At 55.0% G+C, this 24,796-nt stretch carries 23 protein-coding genes and 1 tRNA gene; 8 read left to right on the forward strand and 16 right to left on the reverse strand.

The genetic code is table 11. The features are described 5' to 3' along the window. Positions 1–148 precede the first annotated feature (148 nt). Together BUB22_RS17355 and BUB22_RS10375 are read right to left on the reverse strand one after the other, a co-directional pair. The gene (locus tag BUB22_RS17355) at positions 149–235 is read right to left on the reverse strand and encodes an HNH endonuclease (RefSeq protein WP_073115069.1); all 87 of its coding nucleotides are present in this window, start codon (positions 233–235) and stop codon (positions 149–151) included. Between the two features lie 311 nt (positions 236–546). Then, positions 547–1,410 (reverse strand): NAD(P)/FAD-dependent oxidoreductase, encoded by an 864-nt coding sequence (locus BUB22_RS10375; RefSeq protein WP_073115070.1) that lies wholly within the window; start codon positions 1,408–1,410, stop codon positions 547–549. Positions 1,411–1,531: 121 nt separating this feature from the next. On the opposite strand from BUB22_RS10375, the gene BUB22_RS10380 reads away from it, so the two are divergent. Together BUB22_RS10380 and BUB22_RS10385 are read left to right on the forward strand one after the other, a co-directional pair. Next, positions 1,532–2,644, forward strand: coding sequence for a glycosyl hydrolase family 8 (locus BUB22_RS10380; protein ID WP_073115071.1), 1,113 nt, complete (start codon positions 1,532–1,534; stop codon positions 2,642–2,644). 15 nt (positions 2,645–2,659) lie between these two features. Next, positions 2,660–3,586 (forward strand): FISUMP domain-containing protein, encoded by a 927-nt coding sequence (locus BUB22_RS10385; RefSeq protein ID WP_073115072.1) that lies wholly within the window; start codon positions 2,660–2,662, stop codon positions 3,584–3,586. A gap of 140 nt (positions 3,587–3,726) precedes the next feature. On the opposite strand, the gene argJ is transcribed toward BUB22_RS10385, so the two are convergent. Next, entirely contained in the window at positions 3,727–4,944 is a 1,218-nt protein-coding gene (argJ, locus tag BUB22_RS10390) for a bifunctional glutamate N-acetyltransferase/amino-acid acetyltransferase ArgJ (protein WP_073115073.1), read from the reverse strand. A gap of 74 nt (positions 4,945–5,018) precedes the next feature. Between argJ and greA the strand changes: the two genes are divergently transcribed. Both greA and holA read left to right on the forward strand, forming a co-directional pair. Continuing rightward, positions 5,019–5,486, forward strand: coding sequence for a transcription elongation factor GreA (gene greA / locus BUB22_RS10395; protein ID WP_073115074.1), 468 nt, complete (start codon positions 5,019–5,021; stop codon positions 5,484–5,486). A gap of 12 nt (positions 5,487–5,498) precedes the next feature. Beyond that, positions 5,499–6,467, forward strand: coding sequence for a DNA polymerase III subunit delta (gene holA, locus BUB22_RS10400; RefSeq protein ID WP_072808705.1), 969 nt, complete (start codon positions 5,499–5,501; stop codon positions 6,465–6,467). A gap of 109 nt (positions 6,468–6,576) precedes the next feature. On the opposite strand, the gene pilQ is transcribed toward holA, so the two are convergent. The 10 genes from pilQ to BUB22_RS10450 form a co-directional block, all read right to left on the reverse strand. Next, positions 6,577–8,190 (reverse strand): type IV pilus secretin PilQ, encoded by a 1,614-nt coding sequence (pilQ, locus tag BUB22_RS10405; RefSeq protein WP_175547282.1) that lies wholly within the window; start codon positions 8,188–8,190, stop codon positions 6,577–6,579. Beyond that, positions 8,187–10,205, reverse strand: coding sequence for a hypothetical protein (locus tag BUB22_RS10410; RefSeq protein ID WP_073115075.1), 2,019 nt, complete (start codon positions 10,203–10,205; stop codon positions 8,187–8,189). The genes pilQ and BUB22_RS10410 overlap by 4 nt, the downstream gene beginning before the upstream one ends. Further along, positions 10,202–10,801: a type IV pilus inner membrane component PilO gene (locus BUB22_RS10415; RefSeq protein WP_073115076.1), complete on the reverse strand. Its 600-nt coding sequence runs from the start codon at positions 10,799–10,801 to the stop codon at positions 10,202–10,204. The genes BUB22_RS10410 and BUB22_RS10415 overlap by 4 nt, the downstream gene beginning before the upstream one ends. A gap of 1 nt (position 10,802) precedes the next feature. Beyond that, positions 10,803–11,438 carry a PilN domain-containing protein gene (locus tag BUB22_RS10420; protein ID WP_073115077.1) on the reverse strand — a complete coding sequence of 212 codons (636 nt, stop codon included), beginning with the start codon at positions 11,436–11,438 and terminating at the stop codon, positions 10,803–10,805. After that, the gene (gene pilM / locus BUB22_RS10425; protein ID WP_073115078.1) at positions 11,438–12,586 is read right to left on the reverse strand and encodes a pilus assembly protein PilM; all 1,149 of its coding nucleotides are present in this window, start codon (positions 12,584–12,586) and stop codon (positions 11,438–11,440) included. The genes BUB22_RS10420 and pilM overlap by 1 nt, the downstream gene beginning before the upstream one ends. 89 nt (positions 12,587–12,675) lie before the next feature. Beyond that, the gene (locus tag BUB22_RS10430; protein ID WP_073115079.1) at positions 12,676–13,695 is read right to left on the reverse strand and encodes a PilZ domain-containing protein; all 1,020 of its coding nucleotides are present in this window, start codon (positions 13,693–13,695) and stop codon (positions 12,676–12,678) included. A 3-nt stretch (positions 13,696–13,698) separates the two neighbouring features. Continuing rightward, complete coding sequence (locus BUB22_RS10435; protein ID WP_073115080.1) at positions 13,699–14,946, reverse strand: dihydroorotase; 1,248 nt, start codon at positions 14,944–14,946, stop codon at positions 13,699–13,701. After that, positions 14,939–15,874: an aspartate carbamoyltransferase catalytic subunit gene (locus BUB22_RS10440; protein ID WP_072808723.1), complete on the reverse strand. Its 936-nt coding sequence runs from the start codon at positions 15,872–15,874 to the stop codon at positions 14,939–14,941. Before BUB22_RS10440 ends, BUB22_RS10435 begins: the two co-directional genes overlap by 8 nt. 1 nt (position 15,875) lies before the next feature. Continuing rightward, positions 15,876–16,436, reverse strand: coding sequence for a bifunctional pyr operon transcriptional regulator/uracil phosphoribosyltransferase PyrR (gene pyrR / locus BUB22_RS10445; protein WP_072808725.1), 561 nt, complete (start codon positions 16,434–16,436; stop codon positions 15,876–15,878). 67 nt (positions 16,437–16,503) lie between these two features. Continuing rightward, on the reverse strand, positions 16,504–17,421 hold the full coding sequence (locus tag BUB22_RS10450; protein ID WP_073115081.1) for an FISUMP domain-containing protein: 918 nt from the start codon (positions 17,419–17,421) through the stop codon (positions 16,504–16,506). Between the two features lie 113 nt (positions 17,422–17,534). Here BUB22_RS10450 and BUB22_RS10455 point away from each other — a divergent pair, with 113 nt between their 5' ends. The 3 genes from BUB22_RS10455 to BUB22_RS10465 all read left to right on the forward strand — a co-directional run bounded on the left by BUB22_RS10455 (position 17,535) and on the right by BUB22_RS10465 (position 20,472). Next, a complete protein-coding gene (locus tag BUB22_RS10455; protein ID WP_073115082.1) occupies positions 17,535–18,080 on the forward strand; it encodes a peptidylprolyl isomerase in 546 nt (181 codons plus the stop codon). A gap of 238 nt (positions 18,081–18,318) precedes the next feature. After that, positions 18,319–18,391: transfer RNA gene (locus BUB22_RS10460), tRNA-Ala, on the forward strand. A gap of 92 nt (positions 18,392–18,483) precedes the next feature. Beyond that, a complete protein-coding gene (locus tag BUB22_RS10465) occupies positions 18,484–20,472 on the forward strand; it encodes a M23 family metallopeptidase (protein WP_073115083.1) in 1,989 nt (662 codons plus the stop codon). Positions 20,473–20,527: 55 nt separating this feature from the next. Here the strand turns inward: BUB22_RS10465 and BUB22_RS10470 are convergent, their stop codons facing one another. Then, on the reverse strand, positions 20,528–21,265 hold the full coding sequence (locus BUB22_RS10470) for a DUF2334 domain-containing protein (protein WP_073115084.1): 738 nt from the start codon (positions 21,263–21,265) through the stop codon (positions 20,528–20,530). A gap of 156 nt (positions 21,266–21,421) precedes the next feature. On the opposite strand from BUB22_RS10470, the gene BUB22_RS10475 reads away from it, so the two are divergent. Further along, positions 21,422–22,270, forward strand: coding sequence for an undecaprenyl-diphosphate phosphatase (locus BUB22_RS10475; RefSeq protein ID WP_073115085.1), 849 nt, complete (start codon positions 21,422–21,424; stop codon positions 22,268–22,270). Between the two features lie 4 nt (positions 22,271–22,274). On the opposite strand, the gene BUB22_RS16415 is transcribed toward BUB22_RS10475, so the two are convergent. Then, on the reverse strand, positions 22,275–23,123 hold the full coding sequence (locus BUB22_RS16415; protein WP_139258962.1) for a hypothetical protein: 849 nt from the start codon (positions 23,121–23,123) through the stop codon (positions 22,275–22,277). Between the two features lie 168 nt (positions 23,124–23,291). Further along, complete coding sequence (locus BUB22_RS10490; RefSeq protein WP_073115088.1) at positions 23,292–24,776, reverse strand: hypothetical protein; 1,485 nt, start codon at positions 24,774–24,776, stop codon at positions 23,292–23,294. Between the last annotated feature and the right edge of the window lie 20 nt (positions 24,777–24,796).

The raw sequence follows: 24,796 nt of genomic DNA on the forward strand, positions 1-24,796 counted from the left end.
GTATACCACTTAACAAGAAAAAAGGATATATTTTAACTTAACCGGTAATGAATATGGTTGTTCATGAACCCACTATTAAAAAACCTACAAATCCATTTTTACCCTAACCAATCCCTTTGCTTATAGCGAATCTCTCCTTTTCTAATCCCTACTTGTCGCTTTTTCTTCTGTTGCAATCCCTACACAGCATCTGACAGTTTGCATCGATTGTCGGGCCGCCTTCGCACCAGGTCATCACCTGTCAATATGTACGGATAAATTCCTTTTTTGTTGGTCACGTCATCATCCTTGATGAGCCCGGCGTTGCGGCCTTTGGACACTTAGCTCTTTAGTGCTTATGTGTACATGGCCACCTTTAGGTGGTGCGGGACACTTCCCCCTTTATACAACGTCGAATTTTTACACAGATCAAATCTGCGTTAAAAGGCGTTAAAGCAGCAAATTTTATTACGCACAAACTAATATATTGCAGACTAAACGTCCACAAGCAAGGCATTTGGTCTGCTATTTTGGCAAAAAAGCCTTGCGGATTATTTGCGCGGGCACCTAGCGATTTTCACGCAAATACTTGATGGCGGCAAGGCCCGCAATGGCGCCCTCGCCCACGGCGACAGCGACCTGCAACGTACCGCCGGTGCAGTCTCCCGCGGCAAACAGGCCGGGAACCGTCGTCATGTAATCCTTGTCCAGCACGACGCTGCCGCCGTCGAAGGCGGCTCCCGCCTTCCGCGCAAGATCCATGGCACTTGCGCTGCCGAGGGCGACAAACAGTCCGTCGAGTTTCAGTTCCTCGCCATCATCGAACTTTACGCCGCCAAACGTTCCCTCGCCCACAAGACCCGCGAGCTTTCGCTTGTCAATCCTTACTTTGTCTGTAAATTCAGCCGTCGGTTCCGCACCATTCGTAAGGAGCGTCACACTTCCGACCACATTCAGGAGTTCATTGCATTCATGCAGGGCGTACTCGCCCGACCCAAGAACCGCGACATCCTTCCCGCGGTAAAAGAACGCATCGCACACCGCGCAGTAGCTCACGCCGTGGCCTTCCATCTCGGCCATACCCGGGAGAGGAGTCTTCTTGCGGGCAGAACCCGTCGCCATGATGCACGCGCGACCACGGTACTCGCCCTTGAGCCCCGTCGCCACGAATTCCTTCCCGTCGAAGAACAGGTCGGTCACCTCGTCGTCTACAAGGTTCGCCCCGAGCCGCTCGGCCTGTTTCTTGCCCACCTCGAACAGTTCTGACCCGCTCAGCGGCTTTTCCAGGCCATAGTAATTCTCTATCATGTGCGCCTTTTCGAGCGCACCGGCGCCCTTCCCAACCAAGATAACGTCCAAACCGGCACGCAACGCATAAAGCGATGCCGAAACGCCCGCCGGGCCCTGACCAATAATCAACATATCTGCCATAAATACCTCTCGTTGTAAAAATACGAAATTTCTACACATATTTTTTACACTTGTTTTCAAAAAGCGGTTTTGCATACGGGACAAATTAAGTTATTTTAGATAATAGAATAGAGGATTTTATATGGAATGTAAAAAGCCCCGCGACATGTTCGTCGAAGCAGGCTACGGCCCCAACTTCGCCGACCAGCTAATCCAGAACGCATTCAGCAAACTCTTCGAAGGTGACCCCATCGACGAGCGCGTGTGCTTTGATGCCGCCGACGACATGGCATACATCATCGACATCGGCCACGACGACATCCGCTCCGAGGGCATGAGCTACGGCATGTTCATTGCCGCCCTCACCGGCCACGACAAGCTTTTCCAGAAACTCTGGAACTTCGCGAAAAAATACCTGCGCAACGACGACGGCCCGCACAAGGGCTACTACTCCTGGCAAGTCTCCACCACCGACTTCTCGATGATGGACCCGGGGGCTGCCCCCGACGGCGAGGAATACATCGCGGCAGCCCTCCTCATCGCCGCAAAGAAGTTTGTCCGCGACGACTACAAGCAGGAGGCCATCGAACTCATCAACTGGATCAAGAACAAGCCGTTCAACGAACTCGTGGGCCCGATGATCGACCCCGAAAGGAAGCTCATCAAGTTCTCGCCCGTGCTGGGCAACGACTTTACCGACCCGAGCTACCACACCATCGCGTTCTACCGCGCCTACGCCGACGCGACCGGCGACAGCGAGTGGCTCGAAATTGCGAAGAACAGCATCGATTACCTGAAGAAGGCCGCCCACCCCGAAACCGGCCTCTGCGGCGACTATTCCGAATACGACGGCACCCCGAAGGCAATGCCCTGGTTCCCCGAAAGCAACTGCTTCAGCGGAGACGCCTGGCGCGTTGCGCTCAACCTGAGCCTCGACTACGCACTCTTTGGCGGCGACGAGAGCGAGAAGGAAATCTGCACGCGCCTGCTGAACTTCTTCGAGAACAGGAGACCCTACCTCTCTGACTACGCGACCGACGGCGGGCCCTACCCGCGCCAGGGCCGCAACGCCACGCCGGGCATTATCGCGATGAACGCGGCCGCCACGCAGGTACTCGATTCCGAAGACCCGCTGGTAAAGCCCTTCGTCAAGGACCTCGCGGCACTTTCCGTCCCGTTCCGCTTCTGGCGCTACTACGACGGCATGCTCTACATTATCGGGCTCTTGGCCACCGCCGGTAAGATTGAATTCTAGAACAAGGAGAACACGATGAAACAGAGAACCATCCTCATTGGCGCTACCCTTGCGGCAGCACTTGCATTCACCGCCTGTGACGACATCCGCGTGCAGGAATTCCCCGACGGAAAGGTGCGCATGGAAACCACCTACGTCAAGGACAAGAAGCAGGGCCTCGAGAAGGAGTACTACAACAACGGCACGCTCCGGCGAGAGACCACCTACAACGCCGACCGCAAGGAAGGCCTGCAGAAGGAATACTACGAGGACGGCACGCTCCAGGCCGAAACCCCGTTCGCCGACGGCTACATCGAGGGCGAAGTCGTGAAGTACCACAAGAACGGCAAGCTCGCCTCCAAGGCCAAGTACCAGAAGAACAAGCAGATTGAATTCGGCGAGGTGTTCGACCCCGACGGAACTCCCGCGACCGACGGCAGCTACAAGGACCCGCGCGACGGATACGCCTACCAGTGGATTCGAATCGGCACGCAGCTCTGGACCGCAGAGAACATGAACTTCGGAACCTTCGAAGGTTCCGTGTGCAACCAGTGCAACCACTGGGGCCGCCTCTACAACTTCGAGAACGCGAAGAAGGCCTGCCTCGATGGTTTCCACATGCCCACCAAGGATGAATGGAAAACACTCCTCACCTTCGCCGAGACAAGCGGCAAGGCCGGCACCGTGCTCAAGGCCGGCTTCGGCTGGGACCCCATCAAGGAAGGCGGCAACGACTACGGCAACGGCAAGGATGAACTCGGGTTCGGCGTGAAGGCCGGCGGCGCACACTTCGCGAAGAGCGATGTTCCGCTGAAGGAACGCAAGTTCGAAGATGCCGGCAAGAAGGCCTACCTCTGGACAGCCGAAGGCGAAGTGCTCGTGTTCTACCACGACAAGGACATCGCGAAGTTCGAGAAGTTCAATCCCGAATTCGGCGCGAGCCTCCGCTGCCTGAAAGACTAGGCAACAATGTGAAATGTGTAGTGAGGAATGTGGAATGAAAAATTGCTCCGGCCAAACCGGAGCGATTTTTTTCAACGAGAAACTTCTTTCGTCTTTCGTCTATAGCAAGTCTCGCAGAGACTTGCGTCCTTTCGTCTAAATCACGTCGTATATTCCGCGTTGATCTTCACGTAGCCGTAGCTCAGGTCGCAAGTAAACGCGCTTGCGGATGCCTGCCCAATGTTGAGCACGAGCGTTACTTTGTATTCACGCTGGCGCACCACGGCATGGAGTGCCGCCGTCTGGGACTCGTCGAGCTGGAGCGGGCGCCCGCCTTCCAAGACCTTCACGTCGCCGAAGTACAGGTCGGTGTGTTCGGCCACCATGTTGCAACCGCTGGAACCCGCGCTGCTGAGGATGCGGCCCCAGTTCGGGTCTTCACCGAACATCGCGCACTTCGCAAGGTTGCTGGTACCGATAAAGCGTGCCATGCGGAGAGCTTCCTCGTGGCTTTCGGCCTTCTCGATACGCAGTTCGATAAGCTTGGTGGCACCTTCGCCATCACGCACGATGTCTTTTGCGAGGCTCTGCATGATGAGCATGAGAGCAGCACGGAACTCGCCCTGTTCGCTCAAGCTCAGGTCTTCGTAACGGAGTCCGCTCATGCCGTTTGCTAGCAAGATGCACGTGTCGTTCGTGCTCGTGTCGCCGTCCACCGTAATCGCATTGAAGGAATCGGCGATGTCGGCACGGAATTCGGCGAAGAAGTCTATGGGGAGCGAGATGTCGGTCGTGATGAAGGCAAGCATCGTCGCCATGTTCGGGTGAATCATGCCCGAACCCTTGCAGGCGCCGCCAATCGTAATCACGCCCTTCTCCGTCTGGATTTCCACGGCGTGGCTCTTGAGGGCAAGGTCGGTCGTGAGGATTGCGCGCCCGAATTCCTCGGAAGCATCGGCATGCAGTTTTTCCACGAGCTTCGGGATTCCAGCCTCGATCTTGTCCATCGGCATCAGGTGGCCAATCACGCCCGTGCTGCAAACGAGCACGCTCTTCGGGGTAAGGCCAAGAGCCTCCTCGGTCATCACGGCCATGCGTTCGGCATCCTTGTAGCCCTGTTCGCCGGTACAGGCGTTCGCGTTGCCGCTGTTCACCACGACTGCAGTCGCGAAGTGTGCGTGTTCAAGCGCAGCCTTGTCGTACAGTACCGGAGCGGCCTTCACCTTGTTGGTGGTAAAAACGGCGAAACAGCGGGCCGCCTTCTCGCTTTTCAAAAGCGCCATGTCGGCGTTACCGCTGGCCTTGATGCCAGCGCAAATTCCAGATGCGGTAAAGCCCTTGGGTGAGCAAACGCCGCCTTTTTCCAGCACAGTGTACATAGTATCTCCTAAAAAGAAGCTTTCTTTGCGATTCGGGGCTCGCAACGCCCGTTAAAATTTTTACCTTGTAGAGCATGGAAAAGATCAAGTTTACACAGGAAGCTTTCGACAAGCTCATCAAGGACCTAGAAAATTTAAAAAATGTTGAACGCCCGCGCGTATTGCAGGAACTGGTTGATGCCCGTGCGCAAGGCGATTTGAGCGAAAACGCCGAATACCACGCAGCGAAGGAACGCCTTTCCTCCATCGACAACATCGAGATGCCCAGGCTCCAGGACCAGATTGCCCGCGCCGAAGTCGTCGCGTTCGACCCGAATTCCGACACCATCCGCTTTGGCGCGAAGGTCACGCTCCTCAACGCAAAGACCAAGAAGAACGTCGTGTACCAGCTGGTGAGCCCCGAAGAGGCAGACGCCCTCAACGGCAAAATCAGCTTCAAGAGCCCCATCGGAGCCGCCCTCATGGGCCAGAAGAAGGGCGAAACCATCGAAGTCACGACCCCGAGGGGCGTAAACAAGTTCCAGATTATCGACTTCAGCTAACTGGACCCGCAGATGATTATTGCGCTCATCGGCAATGACGATTTCTCGAAGGACATGCGCATCGAGAAATTCCTGCAAGATACCCTCGGCGACCGCAAGGACGACCCGATGGCAAAGCAGATTCTGTTCGCGACGGACCCGAACATCGCCTCCATCGCGGAGTCGGTCATTACCGCGTGTGACAGCGTATCCATGTTCTCGCCCGAACAGACGGTCGTCGTCCGCAAGGCCGACGAACTCAAGGCCGACGACACGCGCGAACTCACCAAGTGGCTGAGCCACAAGCCCAACTGCACACTCCTTTTCGAGTTCTCGAAACTCGACGGGCGCGGGGAACTGTACAAGACGCTCAAGAGCGTGGGCGAAATCGAGAAATTCGACGAACCACCCCAGTACAAGATGGCCGACTGGATTGCGGCCGCAATTCCCTCGCACTTCAACAAGGCAATCGACAGGGACGCCTGCTACTACCTCGCCGACGCGCTCGGCAACAAGACGAAAATCGTCTGCGAGGAAGTCGAGAAGGTCCTGATGTACGACCCCAACTGCAAAAAAATTACGCTCGACCTCGTGAAATCCATGGTGGTTCCGCAGCGCAAGAACGCGTCGTACGAAATAAACACGCCGTTCGGGCTACGCGACGTGAAGGCATACACCCGACTGCTGAACGAAATGTTCAGGAACGGCGTGGAAGCAGTCCCCATAGTCGCATCGCTCTACTACTACGCCATTGACCTGCTGAACTTCATGACCCTGACCGAAAAGAAGATGTCACCTGCCGATGCCGCAAAGGCCATGGGCAAGAACGACTACGTGTTCAACAAGCTGGGGCGCGCCCCGGAATGCGCCAAGCGCTGGAGCAAGCCCCTGCTGTGCAGGGTAATTCGCCGCCTCTCCGATATCGACTACGAAATCAAGAGCGGAAAGTGCAGCACGAAGATCGCGCAGGAACTCGCGCTCGCTGCCCTCGTCGTGCGGTAGTGCAACTAGGGACGGCATACGCACGGCTGGCCCTCCCTCTCTAAAACAATTCCAATATAAACAGAGAAGCCCGCTTGGAGCGGGCTTCTTAAGTTCTTGGAAGAACGGCTTAGTTCCAGTCGTCCTGGACGTCGTTTGCAGCAGGTTCCGGTGCGGCGGGAGTTTCAGCAGCGGGCTCGGATGCCGGAGCAGGTTCTACGGCAGGGGCAGGTTCCTGTGCAGAAGCGGGTTCAGCGGCAGGTGCCGGCTGTGCCGCAGGTGCGCTCTGAGCAGCGGGCTGTGCTGCAGGAGCAGCCTGTTGTGCAGGCTGTGCAGCCGGAGCCGGCTGTGCAGGCTGTTCCACCTTCTGCATCTGCGGAGCGCCCTGTTCAGCCACTTCGGCGGAAGGTTCGGAAAGTTCCACGTTGCCGATGTAATTGCGGATAATGCGCGGGGTCACGAAGATCACGAGGTCCTTCTTGACCACGGAATGACGCGTATACTTGAAGAGGTTGCCGAAGAACGGAATGTCCTTGAGGAACGGAATGCCGCTCTCGGATTCCTGGGTCTCGTTACGGGTCAGGCCGCCGATAATCACGGTCTCGCCGTCAGCCACCACGACCTTCGTCTTGGCTTCCTGCGTACTGATCACGATTTCGCCCTTGGAGTCGTAATCGTAGGAGTTGTTTTCCGGGTGCAGGTCAAGCAAGATGCGGTTGTCGCCCGAAACGTGCGGGGTAACCGTCAGCTTGATACCGGTTTCGACGAGCTGCGTAGAAGATTCACCGCTATCGTCAATCACGCGGATAGAAACCTTGTCACCCATGAACACCTGGGCTTCGGTATTGTCGAGCGTAGAGACCTGCGGGCTCGCGAGCACTTCGGTAGAAGCGTCACCCATCAGGCTCGACACGGCGAGCTTCAGGTTGTTGTCGAACAGGCTCGTAGTAATAGTCGTTGCGGCACCGCTAACAGCAGGCGTTGCACCGTTGTTCGGGAAGGACGTAACCATGGCAGCGCCACGGCTAGACCCAGCCTGGCTTCCGTAAGTACCGTTTGCCGCACCCGGAGTCATAGAGACGTTGTTGCCGAGCATCGCGCTCCAGTCCACACCGAGTTCGCGGGCGCGCTGGCTGTTCACCACCACGAGCTTCGCAGTAATCATGATCTGGAGGGTTTCCACGTCAAGTTCGGTAAGGGCGTTTTCCATCTGCTCGATCTTAGAATCGGTATCGTACACGATAATGGAGTTCGTGCGTTCCACGACGGTGATACGGCCACGACCGCTCTTCATGCTTTCGAGCACCTTCACGAGTTCGTCGGCCTTCGCGTGGTGAATCTGGAAGTTCTTGCGTACGAGCGGAGCAGTATCTTCCTGCTGCTTTTCCTCGTCGGCAATCTTCTTCTGCTTGGCCTGGTAAGTACTCTGGCGCTGAACCACGATGTACTTGTCCTGAATAACCCAGGTGAGGTCATTGATTTCGCAGATAATGTCGAGCGTTTCCTGCCAGGTCTTCTTGGTGACCTTGATGCTCATCTTGCCCTTCACGTCGGGGGCAAGCAAGATATCGACACCCGCAACCACAGAAACAGAGCGGAACACGGCACTGAAGTCAGTGTCCACGAACGAGAAGTCGTACAGCTTCTTGTTGGGTTCCACGGAACCCGACGCGGGGGCAGCACAGACCGAGGAGAGTCCCACTACCAGGGACAGGACCATGAGTATTTTAATCAGCTTTTTCACTTTTGACCCCCAAATTTATCGGGAAGACCCATAGAGTAGCGACGGCTCACGCCAAATTCTTGAATAAGGAAGAGCACGTCTGTTTGTGTGATTTTAAGAACTTTTCCGTTGAGAATCTTGTCGCCTTCCTTAAGCGTGTAGGATATGGAAGGATTCTTGGATTCCACGAGGAGCGCCATCGGGACATCGGATTCCCAGATAATACCGACAAGTTCGACCTGGTCAATGTTGATGCCTTCTTCCACGAGGCCCTTGATTTCGACAAACGGGTCACGACGGCCGAAGGAACTGTAGGTCACGCGGTCATCGTAGAGGCCATCGAGCTGGCTGCCAGCAATCTCGCCATTCTCGGAAACAATCTCGCCCCTTTCCTTGTCGACCTGCTTGAGGCGCTCCGTCTGCACGGCGGAAAGTTCATCCATGTAACTGACCGCGCGCTTGTTCACGAAACCGATGTGGCTACCGAACTGCACCTTGCAATAGAGGCCCGAAACATCGAGGCTCACGAGGCGGTCACCGAAGGTGAGGCGCTTGAGCACCTGCGAGTTGTCATTGGGCGCGGCAAAGAGTTCAATTTCGTCGGCGACGACAATGAGTTCACGTACCACAGGGCGCAGGTGGAATGTCTGCGAACCCGAGACGAGCTTCTTGCTTTCCTTGTCGTGCTTGCTCACGAAGGTTTCAAAGGAGGGCTTTTCTTCGGCCGACTTCATCCAGTCGCGCACGAAGATTCCATCCGGATGGGCGCTCCAGAAGAGGAAGCCATCCTTCTTGATAGTCGTTTCCCGGACCTGCAAAATAAGTGCACCTTCCTGCACCACGATAACGGGCTTCGCGTTCTGCTGCAACTGCACCTTGAGGCCGTTCGCACCCCAGGTCACGTGCTTCACGAGCGTACCCGCACCGATCTTGAACACCGGCGACTTTTGCGGGCCTGCAAGCCCGATAACAATCGTACCCGCCTTGTCCGGGCCAGTCACGTTCTGCAGTTCAATCGGGGTGGTCGCCACCAGGCGGAACTGTTCCATGCCGGAACCCACGAGCACCGTCATTTCCTTCAGGTTCGGGAGGAGTGCAGAAATCTTGCCGCCTTCCTTGATAGCCTTGTCGAGGTTCTTCTGTTCCTCGGCAATGCGCTTCTCTTCTTCCTTCGCGGCCTTTTCTGCAGCCTTCTTCTCTTCGAGGGCGCGCTTCTCGGCATCTTTCCTTTCGGCAGCCTCGCGCTTGCGTTCCTCGAGAGCAGCCTTTTCCGCAGCCTTCTTTTCTTCGAGGGCACGCTTTTCAGCCGCCTTCTTCTCTTCGGCAAGGCGCTTCTTTTCTTCGAGAGCTGCCTTTTCCGCGGCCTTCTTCTCTTCGGCTAAACGCTTCTTTTCTTCGGCGGCAGCCTTTTCTGCGGCCTTCTTGTCGAGAGCGGCCTGCTTTTCGGCAGCCTTCTTCTCTTCGGCAAGGCGCTTCTTTTCTTCAAGGGCAGCCTTCTCGGCGGCCTTCTTTTCTTCGGCGGCACGCTTCTTCTCTTCGAGGGCGGCCTTTTCAGCAGCCTTCTTCTCTTCGGCAGCGGCCTTCTCGGCAGCCTTCTTGCGGTCAGCAAAGAGCTTCGAGAGCGTCCAGGCCTTCCCGCCCTTGCCGGCGAGTTTCAGCATAAAGTCCGACTTGTTGAGAGCAATCTCGTTCTTGTCAGATTTAATCGCAGAACCGACAATCAAGTCAATCTTCAAGAAATCCGTCCCGCGGAAGGGTTCCTTGTAGACCTTCATGGACTTGACCCATTCCGAGGAGGGGTCAATTTCAAACGCACCCATGCCAAGAGCGAACTCACTCGTCGAAAAACCGAGGGTAAGCTTGTGCGACTTGGCATCGTACTTCTGGAAGAATGAGGGCAAATCCTTGTCCGAGGCAAACTTGAACGTGACGGCGCAATTGCTCTTATCGCAACCGAAACTCACATCCTTAATCTGAGCAGCGTTCACGGCCACCGCGACGAACAGGAACAAAGTAATTAATTTGTTCATCATCATGGGCCAACCTTCTTGGATGTATAGGTGGTCAGGTTAAACGACACCGACACCGTAATGGGAGTCCAGCCGTGGGTTTCCGCCTTCTGGAGTTCGGCGGCAATTCCCGAGTAGCGGTTCAACCTGAGGTTCGTAATCGCCGTCGGGTAATTGAAGTTAGCGATTTCCGCAAACAGGTAGCCCAGCATGTGGTAACCCGAGTTGACCGCGATGGAGTAACGGTTCTCGATGTAGTGTTCCTTCTGGGAAGAACCTTCCGGATTGAACTTCTGGATCTGCACGCCCGAACTGCGTAGCACGGCATACAAATCCTGCAGGCGCAGCGGAACCTTTTCCTCTTCGGGGAACATTTCCTTCAGCTTTTCGAAATCCTTCTCGGCCTGCACCAGCTGCAGTTCAAGTTCCGCAATGCGGTGCTTCTTCGCGTTAATCTTGTCGAGTTCAGCCTGTGCAGTGCTGAGTTCAGATTCTAGTTGCTGCTTCCTTTGTACATACGGGTTATACACGTAATCCCATGTGTAGTAGACAAGACCCGCAATAAGGAGACATATAACAATCAGGTATATGTTCTTCTTGTCTTTAAAATCGAAATTACCCATACTAGCCCTCCCCCAGGTCCTGCTTCAGGACTATCTTGATGGTAAAGCTATACGCTTCCTCGCCATCGACCTTGGTGGTAGCGATAGTCAGGAGCGACACCTTCTCAACGCTTACCTGCTTCTCAAGCTTGACCATGTACTCGGCCACTTCCGAGAAGTCAAACGTCATGCCCTTCATCTCGAGGTTGTCTTCCGACACCTGGTTGAGGCTCGTGAGCCACATGTTGGGCGGCAGCACCGACGACACGTTCTCGAACAGAACCACCCAACGACGCTTGCTCACCTGGATGCTCTTGAGCGCGTTGATTTTCGTATTGACAATCGCCTGTTTCTGTTCGAGGTCGCCAATCTTCGTGAGCAATGGACGTTCGCGTTCGACTTCTTCCTTCACGCGAGTCACATCGTTCTCAAGGTTCATGATTGTTTCGTCAATCAAAATGTTCGCGTACACGAACCCGACAATAGCGACAATCAATGCCAGCGTAGGCCAAACAATGCGGCGGTCAGTAATCCACGAAAGATCCTTCTTGACCTTGCGGTACTCCGGAGGCAAGAGGTTAATCGAAATGCATATCGAACGCTTTGCGACGTTCTTCGCTTTCGTCTTCGTCTTAGTCTTTGTTTTCTTTTCTGCCATTAGTCAAACTTCCTCATAGCAAGCCCAAGCGCTGGCGCAAGGATGTTGGATAAAGCGAGGGACACGCCCGATTCGCCCACCACGCTCGCATCACATTCAACGTAACGGAACGGGTTCACGGTGTCGGTCTCTATGCCGGAACGTTCGGCGATATATTCCTTCAAGCCCTTGATGGAGGCGCCACCGCCGCCGAGCAAGATCTTGTTCAGCGGTTCGGAATCTTCCGAAGAAGAGTAGTAGCGGATACCGAATTCCACCTGGGCCATAATGTCTTCAAAGGCAAGCTTCAGGGCCTCTTCCACTTCGGCTTCGGCAAACCCGTCCACGATGCCCAGATCGCCCGTCTCGAAAATCTCGTGGCACTTGGCGGCATCGACACCGAGCGTCACGCCGAGCTTTGCAATAATCATGTCGATCGAGCCACCGGTCATGGCACGCATGGAGTGGAACTTGCCCTGCTGGATGAACCCGATGCTCATCTTCTTTTCGCCGATATTGATGACGGCGGTAGTCTGCTTGAGGTCTTCTTCGGAAGCGGTCGCCGTGTAGGCGTTCAAAAGGCCGAAGATATCGACATCCATCGCGGTAAGCTTGAGCCCCTTCACGGTGAAGAACTGGGCCCAGGAATCAAGAAGCGCGTTTTTCGCGGCAACGACGTTCGCCTTGACTTCCTCGCCTTCGCGGGATTCAATCTCGTAGTCAATCACGTTGTCCTGGTCATCGAAGGGCGGACGGGACTGCGCGGTCTGGAGAATAATCGCCGACTCGTTGCCGTTCTTCGGCACCTTCACGCTAATCCTGTCGACCAGCACGCCGCCGACGCCAGCACCGCAGTTCACGCATGCGACAATATCGGTATTGGCATCGCGGGTATGGCGCATCATCATCTTGGTGAGCGCCTCGCTCAAAAGTTCGTAGCCGTCCTTTTCCTTCTTGCCGTCGGGACCTGTCGTAGGTTCGCCCTCGCGACGCTGGATTTCGCCGTTAATGACGGAGCCTTCCGGAACGGGTTCCGTATCAATCTCGACGACAACATGGCCACCGCGACTGTTGTGGTAAACCTTCACGTACTTGATGCTGTAATGGCCAACATCGATGCCGATAGTCTCGCGTTCACCGCGAATTCGAGCGAGCAAATCTAGTGCCAAAGTAAACTCCGATCGGAAACAATACTACCCTAATTCTACCTTTATAAAATCAAAATGTCAAGCGAAAAATGCATCTAAGTCATTAAAAATCAACTAGTTAGCGCATTTTCGGCCATTTCTTTTGCCTTTTTTCGCTTATTTACCTCAAATATGTACTGCAAAACGCGTTCCTGGGTCCATCCGAAGGCTCCGGTAAAGGACGCCGTCATGGAGAAAAGTTCCGGATAATCGCTGTTTTTATGGCCTAAACTGCGCAAAATCTCAATTTCCACGTCTTCGGGGCCAAAGCTCGGGAGCTCGAAATGGATATGCACGTGGGTACCGCCCGGGTATTCCTGCGGAAGCCCGATAAGGATACCGCCGGCAGACAGGTCGTAGAGGACGCCCGAAATCTTGGAACCATCGGCAAGGGTGACTTCGACCGGGAAATTGACAATTTCACGGAGCCAGCGACGCAGCTGCTGCTTTTCAAGATCGTTCGAATGGCGAAGGACAAGCTTCCCGGGTTCGCTATCCATTACCTTCACATACGCAGAATAGACCGCGTCTTCAGGACGGGTCCAGCGGATGCGGACTTCCTTGCCCACGTAGGACTTGCCCGGACCGAAACTGTCGTCGTAAGAGACCTTCCAGTACTTCTCGCGGCGTGAAAGGATTTCGGAATGCTTGAGCTTTGCCCCGCCGTCGAACAGGATGTCGACACGGTTACCCACGTTGAACTGGCGAGTACACACGATTACGGTGAGCGGATTCGCCGCATCGAACGCAAGTTTCTCGCGCAGCCCCGTTATGGCGTCCAGCGTCTCGTCACGAACCTTGTCCACATCGCGGAAATCGTAGAAGTCGCATACGGCTGCCTCGAACAGGTGCGAGGAATTCAGCACGGCATCCTTGTTTTCGAACTTGGATGCACGGACCAGTTTCTCCATTGTCCGGATTTCCTTCGGCGTAAGGCCGCGTTCTTCCACCTTATTCTCGAAATCCTTCGTCCCGAACATTTCCGCGTTTTCGCGGCGGTCATTGGAACGATGAATCTCAATGAGGACTAGGAGCACCAGTCCCAAGATGGCGATCGAACAAATCCAGAACAACTGAGCAGGCAGAATCACGAGCTAACCCTCGTTCCAGTTTCCGTTGATATAAGTGCCGAGGATACGGGAAGGCAACTTCTTGCCCAGGAGCGGGCAGTTGCGGGTCTTGCCCGCAAACATCGAGGAAACGACTTCCGTTTCTGCATCCGGGTCAAGGAGAACCAGACTCGCCTGTCCGCCCTGCTTAAGCGCTGCGGGTTCAATTCCTGCAAGCTGTGCCGGGGCGGTGGAAAGGAGTTCCACCGCGCGCGCGGCGGAAAGCCGCGTGCAGAGCGGTTTCCAGATTGCGGGGAGCGCGACTTCCAGCGAAACCGCTCCCGGCACCGCATCCTCGAAATTCACTTCCTTGTCCTGCCTGAGCACCGGGTCGTGGTTCACGCTGATTGCATTCACGGTTCCCGACTCGAGCCCTTGCCACAAGGCCTCGCGGTCTTCCGCAGAACGGAACGGCATAGGCACGTTGCAGTGCGAGTCGAGGTCGAACAGGCAGCTGTCGTCCAGGAGCAGGTGGTAGATATCCACGTCGCAGGTCACGTCCACGCCCTGCGTGCGCGCACGTTCGATAAGCTTGAGCGTCTCGCCGCAGCTCACCTGCTTCAGATGCACCGGCACCTTCAGGAAGCGCGCCATTTCAAGAATCCGGAACGCTTCCATCGTCTCGGCGATGCGCGGGATTCCCTTCATGCCGAGCGTGTCGGCGAAACTGCCCTCGTGCACGAGCCCGTGGTGGCGGAGCGAGTCATCGAGCGGCATAAAGAAGAAGCGCTTGCCCGTCATGGAACCGTATTCCATCGCGAGGCGCAGGAAGCGCGAACGCGAGCAGTTGTGGTTGCCGTCGCCGAAGCCGACCACGCCGCCTTCGGAAAGCTCCACCATTTCGGCGAGGTCCTTGCACTGGTAGCCCATGCTGAACGCGCCCAGGAAGGCAAACGAGAGACCGCACTTCGCGCTAATCTGCTGGATGGCGGCAAGTTTCAGGGAATCGTCGATGGCATTCGCGTTGCTTTCGTAAAGGCCGCCGTAGAAGCCGCCACGACGCATGGCCTCCACACCGTCCTTGAAGGTGTAGATGTCGTCGCGCAGGGGTTCCTTGAAATCGAGCCCGAGGCCGAAGAGCGCCGGGAGGGCGACTGCGCCCTTCGCATCAAATTCAGGTGTCCCTTCGGGTGCGGACGAGGCCCAGGCCCCATCCACGAGGCAAATCTTCGCAGGTTCAGCAATCTTCCCGTCAACAAAGGGGCGGACGTTGTTCAAGACGATATTACGCATTTGCACGACCTCCAGCCAAAAGGTAAAGCACGGCCATTCGCACGGCCACGCCGTTGGTCACCTGGTTCAGGATGACCGAATTTTCTCCGTCGGCAATTTCGCTGTCGAGTTCCACCCCACGGTTGATGGGCCCAGGGTGCATGACCAGCACCTGGTCCTTCACGTTTTCGAGCAGGTCGTGCGTGATGCCGAAGGTGTTGCGGTATTCGCGCATGCTGGGCAACAGGGCATCGTCCATGCGTTCCTTTTGCAGGCGAAGCGCGATGATCGCATCCGCATTTTTCACGGCCTTCTTCACATCGCTTTCCCAGGTGACCTTGTCCATCAGTTCGGTATTGCGGGGGACCAGGGTGCTCGGTCCGCAGAGCGTCACGTGCGCACCCATCGTCGTCATGCCCCAGAGGTTACTGCGGGCCACGCGGCTGTGGCGGATATCGCCCACAATCGTCACGTTCTTGCCTTCGAGGGTTCCGAGCTTTTCTTCGATGGTGAGCATGTCGAGGAGCGCCTGTGTGGGGTGCTCGTGCGCACCGTCGCCCGCGTTCACGATAATCGCATTGCTGTTGTCGGCGAGGAACTTCGGGACGCCCGTCCCCTTGTGGCGGACGACCACGATGTCGATCTTCATGGCCTCGATGTTACGGAGCGTATCGACGAGCGTTTCGCCCTTCTTCACGCTGGAGTTGGAACTCGTGAAGTTCACCGTATCTGCAGAGAGTCGTTTTTCTGCAAGTTCAAAACTCGTGCGGGTGCGGGTGCTGTTCTCGAAGAACAGGTTCACGACCGTCATGCCGCGCAGGCTCGGAACCTTCTTTACCGGGCGTTCCAGAATTTCGCGGAACTGCTTCGCGTTATCGAGAATCATGCGGATATCGTGCTTCGATACCCCGCGCAGTCCAAAAAGGTGTTTAATCTCAAGCGCGCTCACGCTATGCCTCCACTTCTACGAGATAAACGGAATTTTCACTGTCAATGGGTTCAATCATCACGCGGACTTCCTGGTTCTGCGCGGTCTCTACCGTAAGGCCCACGCAGTCCGGGGCAATCGGGAGTTCGCGGTGGCCGCGGTCCACCAGCACGCAGAGCCGGATGGCGGCGGGGCGCCCGAGGTCAAGAATTGCCTGCATGGCGGCACGCACCGAGCGGCCCGTGTAGAGCACGTCGTCCACGAGGATTACCGTCTTGCCTTCCACGGAGGCGGGCATCTCGGTAAAGCGCATCTCGGTAGAGGCGCTGGGCTTACGGTAGTGGAAGTCGTCGCGGTAGAATGTCGCGTCAAGGCAGCCCATCTCGATGGGCTTGCCGAATTTCTGCGAGAGCCTGTCGCTCAGTTTCTTTGCCAGCGGAATCCCGCGGCTTGCCATGCCGAGAACAATCAGGTTTTCGGCGGAAGGGTGCATCTTTGCAATCTTTGCAGCCATCTCGTCGAGGGCGAATTCCATGGCCTGCGCGGAAAGCAATTCCTGGATACGTTTGCAGTTGTCTTTCATATTCAAGAATTTAGTAATCCAACATATAGTTTGGCGAGACCGTCCTCTAGAAAAGGCCTAGCAATAACTAGTCCTTGAGGCAACGGACTGATTGAGCAGAATTTTGCCAGTAAAAATTAAATCCGGCCCTATTTCCACTATGCTTTATTTCCACGATGTGCACACTACCATAACCCGATACATTCGGATGCCTCGTTGATGCCGTAAAAAATTGAGCCTCTATACCTAGAGAACTGAATATCGGATAATCCAGATTTGACGGCTGGTACCATTCGCCTGCAGGGTATGCGGAAAAACCAAAAGAATCGGTAACATTAGCAGTATCTTCTCCAGGAATTTCACGCCAGCCACTGGTAGATCGCAAGTCAACATTTTCCCAGTACTCTTCTTCCTGTCCACCCACGGATTCAAATAATATCACAAATTCATCCACAGTGGGCACATGCCACCCCTCCGGACACACCCCGCGGATAGGGGGTTCCAAAGAACTCGCCGTATCGCTGTAACCCTTGTAAATTTTAGGGACAATGTGGTCAAAAGGACACTCCGCACCATTGCCACACCCTTCTGCGTCAGAAGAGAAAAGCCCCGCACTATCCATCGCCGCGCTAAATAGGTACAGACGGCCATATTGTTTACAGTTTTCGGGATCATTGTCATAGCAGAAACTGCTTGAATCCAAGGTTTTCGTGGGTTGTAGGTAAGCGTAGTTCAGGTTCTCCGCCATCCACCACTGGTTCCCAATTTTCACGGTCCTGTAAGTCTGTCCGTCACGATCGTCTTTTAGCTTGCCATATTCGCATGTTTCACAACCTGTCACCCGTGCTCCCGAACTCGACGAACCAGCTCCATTGTGCGAAGAACATGATTTTTCCCCGTCTTGAGGTTTGGCGATAAAGGATTCGTCATCACCGCAGGCGGTAAAATTCAAGGCAAAGACAGCGAATAAGGCCGTCCACGAAAGAAAAACGATTTTTTTGAACATTTTCGCACTCCTCTTTTCTGCAACATAATACCTTTATCGCGATATCACGTCAATTAAGGCATGTATTTTTACCTATATTAAGGCGGTAAATTCAACAAATCCAAGGAGATTCCATGTTCAACCAGCTCGACAAGCCCCAGGCAGGCGAAACCATCGCCATCATGAAAACCAACCATGGCACCATGAAGCTCCGCCTCTTCGAAGACCGCGTCGGCGAATGCGCCACGAACTTCATCGAACTTGCAAAGCAAGGCAAGTACGACGGCGCCCCCTTCCACCGTATCATCAAGGATTTCATGATCCAGGGCGGCGACTTCACCCGCAGGAACGGCACCGGCGGGCATTCAGCCAAGGGCCCGGGCACTACCATCGGCGACAAGTACGACCCGTGCCTCACCCACATGCGCGGCGCCCTCAGCTGGGCAAAGACCGCCATGCCGAACAGCATCGGCAGCCAGTTCTTCATTGTCCACGGTGACAACGTGCACTTCTTGGACCACGACCAGGTGGGCCCCGGCCCGGCTGACGGCTACTCCGTGTTCGGCCAGCTCTACGAAGGCTTCGACGTGCTCGACGATATCGCAAACGTCAAGACCGACCGCCGTGATGCCCCTTACGATGACGTGATTATCGAGTCCGTGACCATCGAGAAGGCGTGATTAGTTATTGGTCATTAGTTATTGGTCATTAGTTATTGGTCATTAGTTATTGGTCATTAGTTATTGGTCATTAGTTATTGGTCATTAGTTATTGGTCATTAGTTCTGTAATTTGGGTCTTCGGCCCCTTTTTCTAGAGCCAGTGACCTTTGACTAATGACCAGTGACCTTTTTTTATATTTTTTTTCAAAATTTCCCTTGACACGCCCATTTTTTATTCTATATTTGGTGCACCTTTCGGGGTTATAGCTCAGTTGGTAGAGCGCCTGCATGGCATGCAGGAGGTCAGGAGTTCGACTCTCCTTAGCTCCACGAAAAAGACTCGCTCAAAAGCGGGTCTTTTTTTATACCCGGCCACGCAGGGAAAAACGGAGCCGACGTAATAAATATGTATCTTTCTCCACATGAATACGGTTTTGAACAAAGTTATATGCTTCGCCCTCGGTTGTGCATGCATTTCCCTTGCACAGCAGTCCCCCTGCAACGAAGAAACCATGGATGCGTTCGCCTACGAGGACTGCCTCGCCGAACATAACTTGACTGTTCCCGGCGCAGAGGCCAAGCCCGCAAGCGACGGCCCCCGCCTGACGGTACTCGGCGCAAAGCAGCCCCCGTACAGCCCCTTCAACAAGGACGCCTACCTCACCTCGAGTTTCGGCGAAAACCGCGGTACGCGCTACCATGCAGGTTTCGACTTCTCTACGCAAATGGAGGAAGGCTGGGTCGTCTACGCCCCCGAGAACGGAACCGTGACCGAACTGAGCGTATCGCCGTTCATGTACGGGAAACTCATGCTATTCAAGGGCGAAAGCGGCAAGACGTGGGCGTTTGCGCACCAGAGCAGTTTCGGCAAGCTCGACGAGATGGTGATGGCAAAGCAGTACGCCACCAAGAAAAACGACGTGAAACTGAAACCCAACGTACGCTACAAGAAGGGTGACACGCTCACCTTCGCCGGGAGCAGCGGCATCGGAAACCCGCACCTGCACCTGGAAGTGCGCCTCGACAACGACCGCATCATCAACCCCGTCCTCGCGGGGACTGTCATCAGCGATACCATCGCACCACAGATTTTCGGAGCAGCCGTATGGCAGGGCAACGAATTCGCGACCACCAGCGCAGAGGCCTTCAGCATGGGCTGCGCCGTAAACCCCGTAAAGAACGAGTTCCCGCTCCACATGGCAATCAAGATTGCCGACTACAGCCGGGAACCCAAGGACAACCCGATGTCCATCCGCCGCATAGAAGTGTGGCGCTACGACGAGAAGGTCTACAGCAAAACGTACGACACGCTCAGCTACAAGAAGATGATCAACATCAGGGACGAGCTCCTGTGGGCCGAAGAAGCCGACACCGCCGGCGACTGGCACTACATCGGCGCAAGGATTGCCCCGCTTTCCTCGTACCGCCTCGAGGTAGAAGACTTCGCGGGCCACGTCACCACGCGCAAGTTTACGCTGCACCCCAAGTGCAAGGGCAACTCGCAGCTCGCGACCACCCATTTCCAGACTTCCCCGCTCTACACCTTCCTTGCAAAGCCCATGGTTGACCTGTTCCGCTGCGAATCGGGCTACACCTTCAAGGCAATGGGCAGCAAGGACGCGACACTTTCCGAAAACCTTTGCAAGGTGTTCAAGCACAGGCCCACGCTGCTTGCAAAAATCGTGGAGACCTACCCCGACCTGAAGGCAATCCAGTACAGTGCCGACGCGAAGTCCACCGGCAACGGGCGCGAGGTCGACGAGACCATCGCCGTGTACCCCTTCGGCAAGCACCAGACCAGCATCAACTGGAATACAAAGATTGGCGATATCGCCGTTGGCCAGAAGATTAGCGGCATCCCGGTCGGGCACGATTCCACAATCCGCGTGCTCGCCGTGACACGCACCCGCACCGACAGCGTGGACTACCTGGAATTCCACCCCAAGGGGCTGCAGTTCCGCGGAAAGTGGGACGTGTGCATCGAGAACCCGGACAACCCCGCACCGCTCTACTGGCTGGGCGAAACGAGCCGCAACTGGTTCATATTCAGCAAGCAGAGTTCGGGTAAAAAGCGCTGCGCCAGCACGAACGAACTGCGCGACATCGCAAGCATCCAGAACGACGAGCCCCCGACGCTCGGGTTCCCCTACTGGGCAGACGCGATGGCGTTCGGCCTGAACCAGCCCGTGCTCAGGATTCCCCTGATATACAAGTACGACGGCATTCCCGACGGCAACGCAATTAACGCAAAATCGGGCAAGAACTGGATTGCAGCGGAATACGATTCCGAACCGCGCGAAATCGTGATCCTCGCAGAAAAGCTCCCCGATGCAGGCGAAAAAATCAACATCCAGATTCAGGACGAGGCAAAGCACAAGGTAAGCTACGACATCACCATCCCGGAGATGTAGCAAGCATTCTCTCTTTAGGGAATAAACCGAGCCTAGGGAATTACCGTGCGGCGAACTAGAGTTCGCCGTAATGTGTGAGCGTACGCCGGTTGTTTAACGCCGCGCGCACCAGATCGCGAACGACTCCCCTCATGCGCGGGTAATCGTCCGGATGTATCGCCAGGCGGGGAATCCCTACCGGCAACCTCATGATAAGCGACCCGAAGGCTACCGCAAGTTTTTCAAGGCTTGCAGGCAGTCCCGCAAAACTTGCCACCGGAGAGGCATAGCGGAAACCCTTCGCCGTCGTGAGGGAAAAACGGTCTTCGTAGAGCATTTTCGCTGCACGCACCTGGCCCGGAAGATGCCGGTTCGAATACCACGTCGGCGGGATAAACGCCGCAGGCAGCGTATGCGTCACGACGCTCGTGGAACCTTCCGCAGAAAAAAGATCGTTCCAAGCCTTAAGGCCGCACTGCAACAGGCGCGAGGATTCGTACTCGCAGAGCCCCGCAAATTCGGCCTCGCCCCCCGTAAGGTTCATGCCCACAAGGCCCATGTAGCTGCGTCCCTGGCTGAATTCCGCCTTGTGCTTGTATCCGTGCAGAGCAAGTTCAAAGCCCTCCGATTCCAGTTGCAACAGCGTGTCACGGAACTCGCGCACAGCCTCCGGCGTAGCACCGTCGGTGCAGGGAATCACGAGCAGGCTGAACCCGCGCCCGCAGAGATCCTTGAGCGAGCGGATTTCGGGAACGACCTTCCGGTAATTCCAGATGTTTATATCGTGAAAGCAGAGGAGAAATTTACGGGCCATGCTGTGAAGATAGTAATATTAGACGAGAGAACGTGCCTTCGGTCTTACAGACGAAAGAGGAAAGAGGAAAAATGGCGCTTCACGCAATAAAAAAAGACTAAGATTCTATCGTCTATCGTCTTTTACCTACCGTCTAAAAACTACATTTACCTTACTATGTTCGAATCCATCATCCTCGGCCTCTTGCAGGGCCTCGCCGAATTCCTCCCCATTTCCAGCTCGGGCCATCTCGTACTCGGGCACGAACTTTTAGGCATGAACGAAGCGGGCATGTTCTTCGACATCATGCTCCACGCAGGCACGCTGCTTTCCATCTTCGTGGTATTCCGCAAGAAGATCGTGAACATTATCGTGGGTTGCCTGCACCGCGACCGCGACCAGCTGCGCGAAGCGGGCTACATTATCCTGGCCAGCATCCCTACCGCGATGATTGGCCTCGGGTTCAAGGATGTCCTCGAGGGGCTCTTCGAAAATCCGCGCGCCGTATGCGTCGCCGAACTCTTCACGGGCCTGCTCCTGTTCACCTCGCAGTGGGGGCCGACAGGCGCCAAGCATCCGGAAAATGAAGGCGTCAAGATGAACTGGTGGCGAGCGCTCGTGACCGGCGTCGTGCAGGGCATCGCCTGCATCCCGGGCATCAGCCGCAGCGGTTCGACCATCAGCGCCATGATGTTCATGGGCGTGAACCGCAAATACGCGGGCGAATTCAGCTTTCTCATGAGTATCCCCGCCGTCGGTGGCGCGGCCCTCCTCGACTGCATCAAGTGGGCCAAGTGCCAGAGCGCAGAAAAGGTCGCGCAGATGGCACTCGAGAACCCCGAAAAGGCGCTTGCCTGCAAGGATGCGGGCAGCTTTACCCCCGAACTCCTCGTGGGCATGATCGTTTCGTTCATCTTCGGGATTATCGCCCTCAAGTGGCTCATGAACTTCGTGCAGAAGGGCAAGTTCCAGCACTTCGCCTGGTACGTCTGGGCCGTGGGTATCCTCGGACTAATCTTCCTGTAGTAATTTAGCCGCCCATCGGTACGACGATGTGCCATCTGCCATTGTCGCAACGGTACATCCACTGGCCCTCAATCACTACCGATTTGCCATCCTGATTGCAGGGAACCGCATCGGGCAGGACTCTCGGGCTACCGCTACAATATTTGATTATGCCGAAATACATGCAGAGGTCCGCATCGCTGTACCCGCACCGTTCCTGGGTGATATCGCAGTCCTTGGCCGCAATCCACATCCCGGCAGCGCACATGTATAGCGAGTCGCTGTTTGCACAATCCGCCTTGAGCGTGTAATCGGGAGCATCGCAGTCCCACCTGTTCGCACTTTCGCTATCGGAAATGTGGATGCACATATCCGCATCCTTTACCCAGAAGCCATCCGTACACGTGTAGGCTTCGTGCGTGAAGCAGTCCTCGGCATGCTTGCCTTCGTCACCGAAGCACCAGGGATCGGAATCGCTGTTGGCAGGCATGTCACTCATGTGGATGCAGGTTTCGCCGGAGTTTGAAGAACTAGAGTTCCTGGAGTTCACCGCAGAAGAAGATTCCGGATTCACCATCGAAGAGGAACTCCCCGTGCAGTACTGGGTCATGCCCATCGCACACAGTTCCTCGGGCGAGTATCCACATTCCGGCATAAACGCATTGCACTGCACCATAACAGAGCTGGAACTTCCGTCAACATCGCTACTCGACACCGGATTACTATTGCTCGAACCGGGTAAGCCATTCGTCTCCGAACTCGTAATTGCATCGGGAACAACAGGACTGCTGGAGCTGTCGTCGCAGGCAATGAACGCGAACGCAGCAACCGCCACCGCGACACCCAAATTTTTGAACAGTAAATTCCGGCGCATACCGTACTCCTTTTTCGTTTACAGTATGTAATATACAATCATTCCCCACGGAAGTCAAGACTTTTATACAACAAAAATGTAGAAATCTTGTATATTTTGCACGATTTTATAAAAATTAATCACTTTTTATAATCATATACAACACTTTGTCGCATATACAAAACGGCACTATATCCAGAACCCGACTTCGATACCCAGGAAAAAACCATTCCGGAATATGAGGGAAGAGAGCGGTTCCATATCATCAGCAGTCTCCTCCTCAACAACGGGAATCACACCGGGATCTACTGGAGGCGGCTCAGGAGGAGGAACATCTATGATAACAGGCTCCTTTTCTATCATCTTGCTCTCGAATTTCATCCCCAGCGGAACTATCTGGTTCAGGCGAAGCCCGGCAAAGAATTTTCTTGACGGCGTCTGCACCTGCAGTTCAAGCCCAGCGACAATACCGAACAGGTATCCCTCCTTTTCCCAGAAATCTGTCTGATGGGTCATATAGAACATGCCCGCCTTTTCCTTGCGCAGGTTCAGCTTTCCCTCGTAACTACCATAAAAGTAGTCTACATCCGTATTGAGCAGCATATGCCAGCGGGAAAGCGGCAAGTTCCATTCGTAGCCAAGCCCGCCATAGAACAGTTTCCCGTCAATGTCCCCATAGATCCGGAACGTCCTCTGGAAAACGCTGAACGAAAGCGTCCTCAGCACGGAATTTTTCAGAGCCTTGTTCGGGGCAAGCGTCTCATAGAACCGACGATTTTCCCAAGGGATATTCATCTCCAGCGTAGCATACAGCAAGTTAGCCTTTAAGGCATCTCCCCTATCAAACTTGTACCTATAGGCGAGTTTGAACAAATTAAAATCAATCCCCAGCGGGAAGTATGCAAAACGTTTCTCGTTTACCTCGGAACCATCTTCCCGCGTCAAGGCGAACAGGCGGATATCCGCATACAGGTATGCATACAGAGCTTCAAATTCATTCTTCTGCCCCTGGTAAAGGTAGTTCGCCCTCGTGCCCCAAAAATGCGAGGAATCGCTGAACACATACCCCCACCGGTCATCGAGAGAAGGCGTATCCGCACCATAGGCAAACCCGCCCTGCAAAAGATGTTCCTTCAGACGGATTCCCGCATTAAAATCCTTCATCAAGTATATCGACCGGAACGTGCCGTCAATTTCAGGAACGTAGTCCTCGTCCCATTCCGATTTCCAATGCAAGCCAGAAAGGTCAAGCAAACCCTTGCCCATGGAAGCCCTTGCAAAAAAGAGCGAATCCGGCAGGTAAAAACGGGAAGAAACCGTTACCGAGGGCAGGGAACTGACCTTGACATCCAAGCCGAAAAAATCAAAATCCTTTGAGATGGACACATTCCCTATACTCAAGGACCCCTTGCTATCTAGAGTCCACGTTTCCTCAACGCTTTCGCCCTCATTGAACAGGAAGAAATTATAATGGATATAATCCAGGCCCGCCGTAAAGGTCCAGTTCCTAACCTGCACCGAATCCCCGACGTGCATTCCCCACACCGAGACCCGCTTGCCCTCCATATCCAACAGAAAAAGCCCGTCGTACTTGACGAGCCCAGTATTGTTCCAGGCAAAGCCCGCACATGTAGCAAGCAGGCACGCCCAGAAAAATGTTGTTAGTTTACTCAAAACCTACAATCAATTACGAT

It is taken from the genome of Fibrobacter sp. UWCM (assembly GCF_900129735.1).
Lineage (GTDB): Bacteria > Fibrobacterota > Fibrobacteria > Fibrobacterales > Fibrobacteraceae > Fibrobacter.

Excerpts from the sequence above, each read along its gene's own strand:
- pyrR (WP_072808725.1), bottom strand. The coding sequence starts at position 16,436 with ATGAAAGACAACTGCAAACGTATCCAGGAATTGCTTTCCGCGCAGGCC.
- BUB22_RS10410 (WP_073115075.1), bottom strand. The coding sequence starts at position 10,205 with ATGATGATGAACAAATTAATTACTTTGTTCCTGTTCGTCGCGGTGGCC.
- BUB22_RS16415 (WP_139258962.1), bottom strand. The coding sequence starts at position 23,123 with ATGCGCCGGAATTTACTGTTCAAAAATTTGGGTGTCGCGGTGGCGGTT.
- BUB22_RS17355 (WP_073115069.1), bottom strand. The coding sequence starts at position 235 with ATGACCTGGTGCGAAGGCGGCCCGACAATCGATGCAAACTGTCAGATG.
- BUB22_RS10420 (WP_073115077.1), bottom strand. The coding sequence starts at position 11,438 with ATGGCAGAAAAGAAAACAAAGACTAAGACGAAGACGAAAGCGAAGAAC.
- holA (WP_072808705.1), top strand. The coding sequence starts at position 5,499 with ATGATTATTGCGCTCATCGGCAATGACGATTTCTCGAAGGACATGCGC.
- BUB22_RS10450 (WP_073115081.1), bottom strand. The coding sequence starts at position 17,421 with ATGTTCAAAAAAATCGTTTTTCTTTCGTGGACGGCCTTATTCGCTGTC.
- BUB22_RS10435 (WP_073115080.1), bottom strand. The coding sequence starts at position 14,946 with ATGCGTAATATCGTCTTGAACAACGTCCGCCCCTTTGTTGACGGGAAG.
- BUB22_RS10475 (WP_073115085.1), top strand. The coding sequence starts at position 21,422 with ATGTTCGAATCCATCATCCTCGGCCTCTTGCAGGGCCTCGCCGAATTC.
- argJ (WP_073115073.1), bottom strand. The coding sequence starts at position 4,944 with ATGTACACTGTGCTGGAAAAAGGCGGCGTTTGCTCACCCAAGGGCTTT.
- greA (WP_073115074.1), top strand. The coding sequence starts at position 5,019 with ATGGAAAAGATCAAGTTTACACAGGAAGCTTTCGACAAGCTCATCAAG.
- BUB22_RS10380 (WP_073115071.1), top strand. The coding sequence starts at position 1,532 with ATGGAATGTAAAAAGCCCCGCGACATGTTCGTCGAAGCAGGCTACGGC.
- BUB22_RS10375 (WP_073115070.1), bottom strand. The coding sequence starts at position 1,410 with ATGGCAGATATGTTGATTATTGGTCAGGGCCCGGCGGGCGTTTCGGCA.
- BUB22_RS10385 (WP_073115072.1), top strand. The coding sequence starts at position 2,660 with ATGAAACAGAGAACCATCCTCATTGGCGCTACCCTTGCGGCAGCACTT.
- BUB22_RS10470 (WP_073115084.1), bottom strand. The coding sequence starts at position 21,265 with ATGGCCCGTAAATTTCTCCTCTGCTTTCACGATATAAACATCTGGAAT.
- BUB22_RS10415 (WP_073115076.1), bottom strand. The coding sequence starts at position 10,801 with ATGGGTAATTTCGATTTTAAAGACAAGAAGAACATATACCTGATTGTT.
- BUB22_RS10465 (WP_073115083.1), top strand. The coding sequence starts at position 18,484 with ATGAATACGGTTTTGAACAAAGTTATATGCTTCGCCCTCGGTTGTGCA.
- BUB22_RS10455 (WP_073115082.1), top strand. The coding sequence starts at position 17,535 with ATGTTCAACCAGCTCGACAAGCCCCAGGCAGGCGAAACCATCGCCATC.